General features: G+C 43.1%; 15 protein-coding genes. 6 read left to right on the top strand and 9 right to left on the bottom strand.

The window, feature by feature from the left end; all coding sequences use genetic code 11:
• Window positions 1-10 precede the first annotated feature (10 nt).
• The 9 genes from MUCPA_RS29125 to MUCPA_RS29160 all read right to left on the bottom strand — a co-directional run bounded on the left by MUCPA_RS29125 (window position 11) and on the right by MUCPA_RS29160 (window position 6,167).
• Window positions 11-892: an NAD kinase gene (locus MUCPA_RS29125; RefSeq protein ID WP_008511440.1), complete on the bottom strand. Its 882-nt coding sequence runs from the start codon at window positions 890-892 to the stop codon at window positions 11-13.
• A gap of 9 nt (window positions 893-901) precedes the next feature.
• A complete protein-coding gene (locus tag MUCPA_RS29130; protein WP_008511441.1) occupies window positions 902-1,564 on the bottom strand; it encodes a CBS domain-containing protein in 663 nt (220 codons plus the stop codon).
• Between the two features lies 1 nt (window position 1,565).
• Window positions 1,566-2,327 carry an alpha/beta fold hydrolase gene (locus MUCPA_RS29135; RefSeq protein ID WP_008511443.1) on the bottom strand — a complete coding sequence of 254 codons (762 nt, stop codon included), beginning with the start codon at window positions 2,325-2,327 and terminating at the stop codon, window positions 1,566-1,568.
• Window positions 2,328-2,449: 122 nt separating this feature from the next.
• Window positions 2,450-2,899, bottom strand: coding sequence for a GatB/YqeY domain-containing protein (locus MUCPA_RS29140; protein ID WP_008511444.1), 450 nt, complete (start codon window positions 2,897-2,899; stop codon window positions 2,450-2,452).
• A 291-nt stretch (window positions 2,900-3,190) separates the two neighbouring features.
• A complete protein-coding gene (locus tag MUCPA_RS29145) occupies window positions 3,191-3,949 on the bottom strand; it encodes an SDR family NAD(P)-dependent oxidoreductase (RefSeq protein ID WP_008511446.1) in 759 nt (252 codons plus the stop codon).
• A gap of 55 nt (window positions 3,950-4,004) precedes the next feature.
• Window positions 4,005-4,739: a type IX secretion/gliding motility protein PorT/SprT gene (porT, locus tag MUCPA_RS29150; RefSeq protein WP_008511447.1), complete on the bottom strand. Its 735-nt coding sequence runs from the start codon at window positions 4,737-4,739 to the stop codon at window positions 4,005-4,007.
• Window positions 4,736-5,467, bottom strand: a complete 732-nt coding sequence (gene ubiE / locus MUCPA_RS29155) for a bifunctional demethylmenaquinone methyltransferase/2-methoxy-6-polyprenyl-1,4-benzoquinol methylase UbiE (RefSeq protein WP_008511448.1) — start codon at window positions 5,465-5,467, stop codon at window positions 4,736-4,738. Before ubiE ends, porT begins: the two co-directional genes overlap by 4 nt.
• The gene (locus tag MUCPA_RS38720) at window positions 5,397-5,603 is read right to left on the bottom strand and encodes a hypothetical protein (RefSeq protein ID WP_217220348.1); all 207 of its coding nucleotides are present in this window, start codon (window positions 5,601-5,603) and stop codon (window positions 5,397-5,399) included. Before MUCPA_RS38720 ends, ubiE begins: the two co-directional genes overlap by 71 nt.
• 75 nt (window positions 5,604-5,678) lie before the next feature.
• Entirely contained in the window at window positions 5,679-6,167 is a 489-nt protein-coding gene (locus tag MUCPA_RS29160) for a VOC family protein (RefSeq protein ID WP_008511450.1), read from the bottom strand.
• 215 nt (window positions 6,168-6,382) lie between these two features.
• On the opposite strand from MUCPA_RS29160, the gene MUCPA_RS29165 reads away from it, so the two are divergent.
• The 6 genes from MUCPA_RS29165 to MUCPA_RS29190 all read left to right on the top strand — a co-directional run bounded on the left by MUCPA_RS29165 (window position 6,383) and on the right by MUCPA_RS29190 (window position 12,975).
• Window positions 6,383-9,109, top strand: coding sequence for an outer membrane beta-barrel protein (locus tag MUCPA_RS29165; RefSeq protein ID WP_008511451.1), 2,727 nt, complete (start codon window positions 6,383-6,385; stop codon window positions 9,107-9,109).
• Between the two features lie 16 nt (window positions 9,110-9,125).
• On the top strand, window positions 9,126-9,773 hold the full coding sequence (yihA, locus tag MUCPA_RS29170; protein ID WP_008511452.1) for a ribosome biogenesis GTP-binding protein YihA/YsxC: 648 nt from the start codon (window positions 9,126-9,128) through the stop codon (window positions 9,771-9,773).
• Between the two features lie 333 nt (window positions 9,774-10,106).
• A complete protein-coding gene (locus MUCPA_RS29175; protein WP_008511454.1) occupies window positions 10,107-10,961 on the top strand; it encodes a UbiA-like polyprenyltransferase in 855 nt (284 codons plus the stop codon).
• On the top strand, window positions 10,949-11,197 hold the full coding sequence (locus MUCPA_RS29180; RefSeq protein ID WP_040626635.1) for a cyclic nucleotide-binding domain-containing protein: 249 nt from the start codon (window positions 10,949-10,951) through the stop codon (window positions 11,195-11,197). The genes MUCPA_RS29175 and MUCPA_RS29180 overlap by 13 nt, the downstream gene beginning before the upstream one ends.
• Before the next feature lie 36 nt (window positions 11,198-11,233).
• Entirely contained in the window at window positions 11,234-12,466 is a 1,233-nt protein-coding gene (locus tag MUCPA_RS29185) for an IS256 family transposase (protein ID WP_008504193.1), read from the top strand.
• 134 nt (window positions 12,467-12,600) lie between these two features.
• Window positions 12,601-12,975 carry a Crp/Fnr family transcriptional regulator gene (locus MUCPA_RS29190; protein WP_050982180.1) on the top strand — a complete coding sequence of 125 codons (375 nt, stop codon included), beginning with the start codon at window positions 12,601-12,603 and terminating at the stop codon, window positions 12,973-12,975.
• Window positions 12,976-13,074: the final 99 nt, after the last annotated feature.

Genomic DNA, 13,074 nt, shown 5'->3' on the forward strand with positions numbered 1-13,074 from the left:
AAAACGGCTTTTAATAATTACGGGCGTCTATTCCCCATAACAACTTGTTCCTTAACGTTGTTAAATAAGTTTCATTATTAAGCCTAAGCAAATTTAACTCGAATGATGCCTTGCGGATGCTGAATTTAACGGTTGTATCGATGATAACCGTGCGCGAATCGCAGGATACCAGGTAGTTTGCACTGCGGCATTCTACCTCAAAACTGAGCACGCTATCATCCGATAGTACGATGGGCCGCACATTAAGGTTATGCGGCGCTACCGGCGTAATGATAATATTGCCCGAACGCGGCAGCACAATTGGCCCGCCGCAGCTTAATGCATAGGCCGTTGAGCCGGTAGGTGTAGATACGATGATGCCATCGGCCCAGTACGAGTTTAACAGTTCGCCGTTTAAATAGGCGTGTATGGTAATCATGGCCGAATCGTCGCGCTTGTGGAAGGTAATATCGTTGAGGGCGATATTATCACCATTAAAGGCATGATTCTCTGATTCGATGGTTAAAAGTACGCGGCTATCCAGTGTAAAATCCCGATGAACTACGGCATGTATGGCGTCGGCAATATCGCTTTTGCTGATGCTGGCTAAAAAGCCCAATCGCCCAAAATTAATACCCACAACAGGGATGCCCGAATCATGGATGAAAGCGACGGTGTCAAGCAGGGTGCCATCCCCGCCAAGGGTTAACAGAACATCAATTAAACCTTTTAAAGGCTGATGCCTGGTAAAGGTTTGGTAAGGGCTGCCTATGTTTATTTTACCGGCTAAAAAATCGTCGAGATCTTTATAAACATAAATATCAACCTGATGTTGCGTTAGTGCATTAAAAACCTGCTGCACATAAGGTAAAACTGTATCGTTAAATTGCCTGCCGTATATTGCGATTTTCATGCAGTAGCATTATAAATTAAGGTAGTTCATAAAAGAATCGAACCGATTCATGGAGTCGTCGTCAACCGGGGTATAATTAAAAGTAGCCTGAACCGTGTAGTTATAACGGATAAATGATGCTACGATGCCCGAGATATCTTGTTTATTTACTTTGAGGGTAACTTCTAAGCGGGTAGAATCAGGGAAGGACCGGATGTAGGAGCTCAAAACCTGCGCATTATCCGACTCTACAATCTGCGCCATATGTGCCAGCGAGTTATTGCGGTTGGTTATTTCAAGTACGATAATTCCGCCCGGCTCGGCCACCGACGTGATACGGGCGAAATATTCGTTCATGGAATTGATGGATATCAGCCCAAGGTAGTTTTTGCGTTCATCCAGTACGGGCACAACGGTTAAACGTTGTTCGTAAAACAGACGGATCACATCATAAATATGTTGTGTTTCTATCACGTAGGGGTTAACCAACGATAGCATCACATCCCCTACCGGTGTTTGGTAATCGGTATATTCAATCAGGTCATCCTCGGATACCAGCCCCAGAAACTGCTCTTCGTTAACAATAGGTAAATGCCTCACCCTAAACTCTATCATACGGTCAATAACCTGCTGTATCGTATGTGATGTACGAAGCGGCGGCATTGCGGTTGAAAGGAGTTCGGATGCTAACATGTTACACTTTGATTTTTTCCAAAAAGCCTCTTAATAGTTTATTAAACTCATCGGGCTGCTCCATCATGGGTGCATGCCCGCATTGATCAACCCAATGCAGTTCGGAGTTAGGCAACAACCTGTTAAACTCTTCGGCAACATCAGGAGGTGTTATTTTATCATTTCTTCCCCATATTAACGCTGTAGGGATGCTTATCTTATGCAAATCCTTTGCCATATTATGCCTGATGGCCGATTTTGCCATGGCTAATATCCTGATAACCTTATTACGATCATTAATAGTGGCAAAAACCTCGTCAACTAATTCTTTGGTAGCCGTTTTTGGGTCGTAAAAAGTAAATTCAACCTTTTCCTTTACAAAATCGTAACTCTCCCTCCGCGGAAAAGATCCGCCGAAGGCGTTTTCGTACAAGCCAGAGCTACCGGTTAATACCAGTGCCCGCGCCACATCAGGGTGCGAGAGGCAATAAATTAAGGCCACGTGCCCACCTAACGAGTTGCCTATTAAAACAACATCGTTCAGTTTTTTAAAGGTTATAAATTTATGTACGTATTTGGCCAGGCTTTTAACGCCGGTTGTTAACAAAGGCAAATCATAAATGGGCAGTATAGGGATAATTACCCGGTAATCTTTACTATACTCTTCAATTACCCTTTCCCAATTGCTTAATGCACCCATCAAACCGTGCAACAGTAACAATACCTCGCCTTCCCCTTCGTCAATATAACTATAACCGTTTTCTTCTTTAAGCACAAAACCCATATAATCTGTAAGTGTTTTTTATGTATCCAATTGCTATACCAATTTATAAAGTAGTATAAAAATTTAATACCCGCTATAAAAATAGTTTATTGAAATGGAGTTACAACAATTTAAGCAATAATTTAACTTAATAATTGTTTTACCACTTCGGATATTGTTTTACCATCGGCTTTTCCGGCAAGTTCTTTATTAGCCGCGCCCATTACTTTACCCATCTCTTTGATTGATGTGGCGCCTAAATCAACTATCAGTTGTTTAATACGCTGCTCAACTTCGGCCCTTTCCATTTGCTGGGGCAAATAAACCTCAATAACCTGTAGCTCGTCTATTTCTATCTGGTACAAATCGTCGCGGTTTTGAGTTTTATAAATATCGGCCGACTCTTTACGTTGTTTGATCAGTTTTTGAAGAACTTTAATTTCCGCTTCTTCCGTAAGCACATCGCTGGCTCCCTTTTCGGTACGGGCCAGCAACAAAGCGGCTTTAACCGCACGTAAAGCACGTAAGGTTGACTCTTGCTTAGCCAACATGGCTTTTTTGATATCCTGATCTATTTTTTCTATTAGTGACATGGGTTGTTTGTTATTTGTTACTGGTTATTAGGTTATTAGGTTATTGCCTTGTTGGTTATTGGTTATTGGTTATTGAGTTATTTGTTATTAGGTTGTTGCCTTTGGGGTAATACCATATACTCATTTACCTATCTGCCAACGTACAACTACTCACTGGTATATTTCATCTGCAAATCTAATCAAGTGTACATTACTTATTTGCAAATTCAATTAACATTCGCAATCTACTTATTTGCATATCCGCATATTTACTCATTCGCACATCCGCACATCTACTCATCCGCACATTACTTATTGCCTGAATATCGTTGTGGCCGTTGCCTGCGCGGTGGGCATCAGGACCAAGTCGTTGATATTGACGTGCGCCGGGCGCGATGCCATAAACAGTATAGTTTCGGCCACATCAAGTGCCGATAGCGGTGTAAAGCCTTCGTATACTTTTTTGGCCCGTTCTTTATCTCCGTTAAAGCGCACTTCAGAAAACTCGGTTTCAACCGCTCCCGGATGGATGGCGCTTACCTTAATACCGTGCGGCAGCAAATCAATCCGCATACCTTTGTTTAAGGCGTCAACCGCGGCCTTGGTAGCACAATATACATTACCGTTGGCGTAAACTTCTTTACCTGCAATAGAGCCTAAATTAATGATATGCCCAAAGCCATTGTTTATCATCCAGTTGGATACTATTTTACTCACATACAACAATCCCTTGATATTGGTATCTATCATGGTTTCCCAATCGCTGTACGCTCCGTTCTGAATTGGGTCGAGCCCCCGGCTAAGGCCTGCGTTGTTTATCAATACATCAATCTGCCTCCATACTGCGGGCAGGCTTTCCAGGTTGGCTATAACGGCTTCTTTGTCCTGAACATCAAAAGCACAGGTAGCAACGCCCACATTGTATTGTTCAGAAAGTTTTTTTGCCAATCCGTCAAGGCGCTCCTGGCGGCGGCCGGTTAATATCAAATCAAAACCCGCGCGGGCAAAAACATGAGCACAAGCTTCGCCAATTCCAGCGGTGGCACCCGTAATTAAAGCAATTTTAGACATAATAGCATGATAACAATAATTGGCGAAGTTAAGTTTTTTTAACTAACCGATTTGATTATTCAAAGTAGATAGTAAACACCAGGCTGTGCAAAAGCAGCTGATCTATCGGCTTGGCATATGGGCTATCAGCCTTAACAAGCACATTATGAAACGAGTTTGAAATTTTAATTTCGGGCGAAAACTTAAAATAATCAAAATAGATATCGCAACCAATACCGGCTTCGTATGATGCATATCCGCGCTGCGTGTTCACCATTTTATCCAGCGGTGATATATTGGGGTCTTCCTTTTTAGGGCCCGTAATACTGTACGAGTATTTTAAACCGCCTAACAAATAGGCCCGCACATCGCCAAGCCTGTCCGATTTTATTTTAACTGATAGCGGTATTTCAACCAGCGAGGCGTTCACCGTTTTTTCAACATTTTGCGATGCTGTTTTATACTGATAATAAATGGTACGGTCGGCAAAAACCAGCGAAGGTGTTGTACGCAGTTCCAGATTATCGGTAACGCGTAAACGGGCTATAAAACCTACGGCAAAACCCGGCGCCCCGCTCGAACTGATGCCGTTTAACGAGTCGGTTACGTTTCTACCACTCCCGGCATCCAGGTACGGGGTACGCCAATCTTTATTTTTGATGACTTTAAAATCGCTATTTACGTACGAGAAATGGAAACCAAAACTATAATCGTTATAATCGGCGCCGCCACCCCATGCAGGCACCTGGGCAAATAACCCTGTGCTGCAAAATATCAACAAACATATAAAGGTGTAGCACTTTTTACTCATTTAACGCCGGTGTATATTGAACAAATACCAAACGCCAGCGGCCTATGTTTGGTATTGGTGAAACCCACTTTATCCATAAGCGATATAAAGGCCTCGCCATCAGGGAAAGCCGCTACCGATTCGGGCAGGTAAGAATAAGCCCTTGCATCCTTAGAAAATATTTTTCCAATACCGGGCGTAATGTAATTGAAGTAAAAATTATACAACTGTTTTACCGGGAAAACCTTTGGTTTTGAAAACTCGAGTATCACGGCCTTGCCTCCCGGACGCAATACCCGGCGTATATCGGCTAAACCAGCCTGCAGGTTTTCAAAGTTACGTACGCCGTAGGCCACGGTAACGGCATCAAAGCTATCAGCATCAAAAAGCAGTTTTTCCGAATCGCCCATGCGTACTTCAAATTGCCCCGCCAAACCGCGTTTGGTTATTTTTTGCTCAGCAACATCCAGCATACCGCGCGAAATATCAACCCCGATAATTTTTTCGGGCTTCAAAATCTTCAAAGCCTCAAAAGCAAAATCGCCCGTGCCGGTAGCTACATCCAGGATAAGCTTGGGCTTATCTTTTTTCAATTGATTGATGGCTATTTTACGCCAGATGATATCGATACCTAACGACATGAAGTGATTCAGAAAATCGTATGTCTTCGAGATATTGTTAAACATATCGGCTACCTGTTCCTTTTTGGTAACCTCTTCGTTTTGGTATGGTGTTATTGTCTTGCTCATGGATGGCGCAAAGGTAGAGTTTTTTATGGATCATAGTTGATAGTTGGTAGTCCATGGTCCATAGTCGATAGTCCATGGTTGATAGTCCATACTCCATGGTGATGCTGGCTTGTTTATGGGAATCAACCTTGTCCATCGCCTATTGACTTTTTACCATGGACTATGGTCTATCGACTATCGACTATCCTCCATGGACTATCGACTATCTCCCTCACCTCAACTCCCCTAACAACCCGTCAACATCAAGGTATTCGGTAACCATGGTTAAATTACCTTCTTCGTCTTTGGGCCAAAGCTCGCGGGGGCGGTCCCAGTACAGCTCTACACCGTTCTGGTCGGGATCATTCAGATAGATAGCCTCGGATACGCCGTGATCAGACATGCCCGTTAGCGGATATTTTTGATCAATCAATCTTTGCAATATCGCGGCCAGATCTTTACGCTCCGGAAACAGGATAGCCGTGTGGTATAAACCGGGCGCCCTAACCGGCGCAGGGCCTGCGCCCTTGCTATGCCATGTATTTAAGCCAATGTGATGGTGATAGCCTCCGGCAGATATAAATGCAGCAGCATCGCCATACATCATCACCAGATCAAAACCGAGCAGGCCGCAATAAAAATCGAGCGAACGCTGCAAATTGCTCACCTTTAAATGAACGTGCCCAATGCGGGTAGCAGCTGGTATTTTGTAATTATCCATTTTAAATGTTTAAACATCTAATATACGGTGGATGGTTGGTTATCATGTTATGCAATTGTAATTATTTTAATAGTGTTAATTGTTGTTAAATTGACACTCAATATTTGATAAGATATGATAATATAATCATATTTACGCAACAATAAAATTTTATAAAGCCGCCCCCCAAAGCTGGTTAAGGTATTATTGCAAACCTGATCAACACCTTGCACCTTATGCGTAAACTTTTATTGCTGTTGTTTTTTACTTCGATATTATTTGTGGCTAAAGGCCAAAACCGGGGGATAATAAGTGGAAAACTGATAGATTCGTTAAATAAAGTGCCTGTAGAGATGGCTACTGTTGCGGTTATCAACGTAAAGGATTCCACATCAGCAGCCTTAATATCTTACACCTTAAGCGATAAAAACGGCGCATTTGCTTTACATAACCTGCCAGCGGCTTTGCCCTTAAAGGTATTGATCACTTTTGTGGGCTACAAGCCTGTGCGCAAACTGATGACACTGACTAAAGGCGAAAACGTCAATCTCGGCACCATCGAGTTAAGCTCAAAACTGTTGCAAGAGATATCCATTACCGGCGAGCGGCTGCCCATTGTAGTTAAAGCGGATACCATTGAGTTTAACGCCGAAGCATTTAAAACCCGGCCTAACGCGGTAGTGGAAGACCTGCTTAAAAAACTACCGGGCATAGAGGTTGCCAATGATGGAACCATAACCGTAAACGGTAAAAAAGTGAGCAAGATAATGATTGACGGCCGCGAGTTTTTTGCTAACGACCCCAAGATAGCATCAAAAAACCTGGACGCGGCGCTCATTGCTAAAGTACAGGTATATGATGACCGCGAGGATGATCCAGACCATTTAATTGAAGACTCCAAGGTTGACAAAATCATCAACCTGAAATTTAAAAAGGCGCTTAAAAAAAGCATTTTTGGTAAAGTTTACGGCGGAGCCGGTACCCAGGGGCGTTACGAAAGCGGCGGCTTGTTCAACATGTTTAGGGATACCTTGCAGGTTAGCATCATTGGCGTGGGCAATAACCTGAGCAAAACGGGCTTTTCAAGGCAAGAGCTATATTCGGCCGGTGGTTTTGACCGCGGCGGCGGCGATAATGTATTAAACAGCGGAACATTTGGCGGCCAGAGTTACAGTGGCATACAAAGCGTGGCCACAGGCGGGTTTAACATCAATAACGATTATGGTAAAAAACTTAAGCTTAACCTGGTTTACTTTTTATCGCATACGCAAAACACATATAATAGCGAAGCTAAACAGCGGCAATTTCTAAACGATACTACGCTAACTTCGCTATCATCAAGCAGCAGAAGCAATTACACTACCAAGCACAATATTGGTACAACCATTAAATGGAAGCCTGATGCCTCTACAGAAATTAAATATAACCCCACAATTACCATTAACAACAGTGGCTCCAACAGCAGTTCGTCTTCCTTTAACTCCAGCAATTTTTTGCAGTCCATCAGTACCAATTCCGGCGATTCACATAGCAATAACGGCGGAACGCAGTTTCAGCAATCCTTCAGTTTTTATAAATCACTGAAAAAGAAACGCGAATCAATAACCATAACGCATAGTTTAAAAATCAATCCGGATGAGGCCGATAATTATAGCACCAATAAACTCGTTTCGTATACATCGGCGCTACCTACAACCACTTTAAACAGATATTCAAATACCAGCACCAAAGGTACCGATGCCAATCTATCGGCAAGCTACCGGTACCCACTAAGCAAAAAATTGATAGCCGATGTAAGTATTAGCGGTAACTATAACCGCCAGCACGGCAATTTACTTACCTATGACTTTAACCCGGCAATAAACCAGTACAATGTTTATTTAGATAGCCTGAGCTATAACCTGGTACGCGCACAATGGACAGAAAGTGTACACCCCGGCATCACTTATAACATCACTAAAAAAATAACATTGGTAGCCGGCCTTTCAACACAATGGCAACAAATTGATAACCAATTCAATAAAAACATACCAGATCTTAACCAAAACTATCTTTTTATATTGCCCAACCTCAGGTTAAGCCTGGGCGATATGACGCTAAGTTACGATGCCAACATATCGCAACCCAGCATTAACGATTTGCAGCCTATTAAATATGTGTATAGCCCGGTATCAAGCTATACAGGCAATCCCGATTTAAAACCAACTAAAAGGAATAATTTTTCGGCCAATTATTACAGCTACAAGCCCGAGAGCCAGGTTAACACCAGCGTGTACAGCAATTTTACCCTTGAGGAAAACAGTGTTTACCGGCGACGCACCATTAGCAGCGTAGGCGCATCTACAAGTTCTCCGGTTAACCGTAACGGACAGTATAATGGTTCGCTTGGATTTAACATCGGTAAAAAATTTAAAAAAATTAACGATATCACTATTGGAGTTTCAACCAACATTTTTAGTTATGTATACCACAATTTTTTTCAGCTCAACCAGGACGAAGGCTTCCAGAACAATTATTCCATAAGTGCTTCCGGGCGGCTGTCTGTCAATTGGAAGGATATTATCGAGTTTGAACCTGCTTACTCCATAAACCGTAACATTACTACGTACACAGGCGTTAATTACAATAATGTGGCTTATACGTCGCACAGTGTTGATACCCATTTCATGAGCCACCTACCCGGCAAAATCGATATTGAAGGCAGTTATAATTACACTTATAACCCACTGGCCAGCGCTGGATTTCAAAAAAGTATTAATTTGGTTAGCATGAGCCTTGCCCACCAGTTGCTCAAAAAAGACCGGGGCGAAATCAAGCTTTCCTGCTACGATATTTTTAACCAAAATGTGAGCGCCTACCAATACGCCGGGGCAAACTCTATTACCGATGTTCAATCGCAAATTATAAAAAGATATTTCCTTTTAACATTGCTGTTTAAGTTTAACAAGGCAATAACTAAATAAGCATTAACTTTGCGGCATGATTGTAAAAAGTGCCGATTTTGTTTGCAGCAACACCCAGGTATCAAAACTACCACCGGCTGTAAAGCCCGAGTATGCTTTTATTGGCCGCTCTAACGTTGGTAAATCATCGTTAATTAATATGCTGGTTGATAAAAAGGGCCTTGCCAAAACATCGCAAACACCGGGTAAAACCCAGTTGATTAATCATTTTTTGATTAACGATAACTGGTACCTGGTGGATTTACCCGGATACGGTTACGCCCGGATATCGAAAAGTAAAAAGGAAGACTGGAATAAATTTATACGTACTTACCTGGATAAGCGCGAAAGTTTGCAAACGGTTTTTGTGCTGATAGACAGCCGCCTTGAGCCGCAAAAAATAGACCTTGAATTTTGCAACTGGCTTGGCGAAAAAGGACTATCGTTCGCCTTGATCTTCACCAAGGCCGATAAGCAGTCGCGCGTTAAAACCGACCAGAATGTGAGCGCCTTTAAAAAAGCCTTACTCACCACATTTGAGGATATACCAACTATTTTCATTACCTCGGCCGAACTACAAACCGGCCGCGAAGAGGTTTTGAATTTTGTTGGATCGATTAATAATAATTTTGATTACAAAGCCGCCGCCGCCATGTTTGGTGGCGGGAAAAATCAGGGAGTTTAGTTAGGAGTATAGCGCAGAATACGCCCCCCCGCTTTTTGCAATTCGAGCCAGTAAAGGAGGCTCCCCTCTCGAGAGGGGCATGGGGTGTGTTCTATGAGATAGCATAATGCGCACGATGAAAAGAAAGCGTAACTAATACATACCGCATAAAACACACCCCTTGCCCCTCTCAAGAGGGGAATCGCGCGGGCCGCCGCTTTTGCAATTTGGGCCAGCGAAGGAGGCTCCCCTCTCGAGAGGGGCAAGGGGTGTGTTTTGTGAGATAGAAAAGAGATCACTATTTAAAGCACAACATATAATCCCCCTTTAAACAGAGGGCAACTTTTAACAAATATGAAAAAATACCTCTCATTAGTCACCTTCTCGCATACCATCTTTGCCATGCCGTTTGCCATCATTGGCTTCTTTTTGGCAGTGACTACCACCAACCACCCGTTTGAGTGGCAAAAGCTGGTTTGTATGCTGATGTGCATGGTTTTTGCGCGTAACTCGGCCATGGCGTTTAACCGCTACCTGGACCGGGATATTGATGCCAAAAACCCGCGTACCAAAGTGCGCGATATACCGGCAGGCAGGTTAACCGCGCAAGCCGCATTAACCTTCACGCTGATTAACTGCGCCCTGTTTATAGCCACCACCTGGTTTATTAACAGCCTGTGTTTCTACCTGTCACCGGTGGCCTTGCTGGTTGTATTGGGTTACAGCGCAACCAAACGCTTTACCGCCCTTTGCCATTTAGTGTTGGGCCTTGGTCTGTCGTTAGCCCCTATTGGCGCGTACCTGGTAGTTACCGGCCAATTTGCACTGTTGCCTATATTTTTCTCGCTATCTGTTTTATGCTGGGTAAGCGGCTTCGATATTATTTACGCTCTGCAAGATGAGGATTTTGACCGTGCCGAGAAGCTGCACTCCATCCCCGCCTACCTGGGTAAGATAAACGCGCTCCGCCTATCTACTTTTTTGCACGTACTCTCGGCCATATTTATTATGCTGCCTGCTGTTTATACCGTTGTGGGCTGGCCCTATTACTTAGGTATCGTTTTCTTTTGCAGCATGCTAATCTATCAGCACATGCTGGTTAAACCGAACGATTTAAGCCGTGTAAATTTCGCCTTCATGACTACCAATGGCATAGCCAGCGTGGTGTTTGCCGTATTTTTTTTAATTGACAGGTTATGGGTACGCTAATTGAGAACAAGTTTGGCCTCTTCAGGAAATACCTGGAAGCATTTATAATTTTAAATGATGAGGAATGGCAAATTTTTCAATCGCACCTGCGGTTTAAAAATCTGCATAAAAAAGAACTTTTTTCACAGGCCGGAACGGTTTGTAACGATATTGCCTTTATTGTATCGGGCCTGGTACGTTATTTTGTGGTGAAGGATGGCCAGCAGAGAGACTGTAAAATGAACTGTGTCAGTTAAAAATTTGGATAGAATTTTTAACTTAGACATAGTAGAATGAACAAAAACAACAATTTCGATTTTGAAAGTTTCAAACGAGAGGCGATCAAGGGGATGTACGCTGGTAAACCCCTTAACGGAGAAAAGGGCATCTTTGCGCCTTTACTGAAACATTTTTTAGAAGCAGCGCTTGAGGGCGAGCTAGAAACCCATCTACAGGAAGAAAAAGCCGCAGGCTTATCCAATCGCCTTAATGGTAAAATCACGAAACGAGTTAAGAGCCTTTCGGGCGAATTTGATCTGCAAAGCAACCGGGACCGGTCTGGCAGCTTTGAACCTGTAGTGTTACCAAAGCGACAAGTGATTATAACCGAAGAACTGGAAGAGAAGGTAATCGGCTTGTATGGGCTTGGCCTGAGCACACGGGATATTTCCAAACATATCATGGAAATATATCAAATGGATATCTCTGCAACTACCTTATCCTCTATTACAGACAAAGTTATCCCAGCCATGAACGAATGGCGGCAGCGGCCACTGGAATCGGTTTATGCATTTGTATACCTGGACTGTATGCACTATAAAGTACGTGAAGGCAACGGCGTAATTACCAGGGCTGTTTACAATATTCTTGGTGTTTCCCTTCGTGGGCAAAAGGATCTGTTAGGCATGTATTTATCAGAAAGCGAAGGCGCTAAGTTCTGGCTATCGGTTTTGACCGATCTAAAGAACCGTGGTTTGCAGGATATGCTAATTGCATGCATAGATGGTTTAAAAGGCTTTCCCGAGGCCATAGCAGCCATCTTTCCAAAAACGGAGATACAGACCTGCGTTGTTCATCAGATCCGTAATAGCTTGCGCTATATTGCCGAGAAAGACAAGAAGAAATTCATGGCTGATCTTAAGCCGGTTTACCAAGCCATTAATAAAGAACAGGGCTACGAAAATCTGATTTCCCTGGATGAAAAATGGGCTAAAAAGTATCCGGTTCCGGTCGGGTCGTGGTACAATAACTGGGAAAACCTGTCAACTTTTTTTAAGTATGATGCACACATTCGCAGAGTGATCTACACAACTAACGCGGTTGAGGGCTTTCACCGCCAGGTACGCAAAGTAACTAAAACAAAGGGCGCATTCACATCAGATACAGCCTTGTTAAAGCTGGTATATCTGGTAGTCCAGAATATCTCTGAGAAATGGACAATGCCAATGCACAACTGGAGTTTGACTTTATCTCAACTTTACATTATGTTTGGCGATAGGATAGCTGGTCACCTAAATAACGGATAGATGTTGAAATGTGGGAAACTGAAGGAGTTTCCCACATTTCAACATCTTAAACAATAACAAGTTTATTTTTAGTTGACACAGTTTAGTTTACACTCCCCCAGCAGATCACCAATTATTTCAGCTTCGCTAATGATATGGCAAGCGCATATAAAAGCTTTTTAACCCGCCAGCCGGGCATTGTTACCATAGAAGCCCTGGAGGATACCGAAATGATTACCCTCAGTTATGCGGCTATGCAGCAATTATACAACCACCCGCAAATCAATTATAAAATGGAGCGCTTTGGCAGGCTCATGGGCGAGCACCTGGCCTGCTGTTATGAAGACCGCGTACTATCCCTGATAACACAATCGCCCGAGGAGCGTTACCTTCAGCTGCTTGAATATGGCAAACCCATTATCCAAACCATTCCGCAGCACTGTATTGCCAATTACTTAGGCATCACCCCTGTTTCCCTATCGAGGATCAGAAAGCGGATTATGGAACCGGCATCAATTAAGTCATCTTAGCCCCGCATTACCCTTAATATTCTTATACCTCCTCCTCTTGCTTTCTTATCTTTTGTTAACGTTTTGGCACATAGTTACCTGTACCTTAGCTCCATACAA

The organism is Mucilaginibacter paludis DSM 18603, assembly GCF_000166195.2.
Lineage (GTDB): Bacteria > Bacteroidota > Bacteroidia > Sphingobacteriales > Sphingobacteriaceae > Mucilaginibacter > Mucilaginibacter paludis.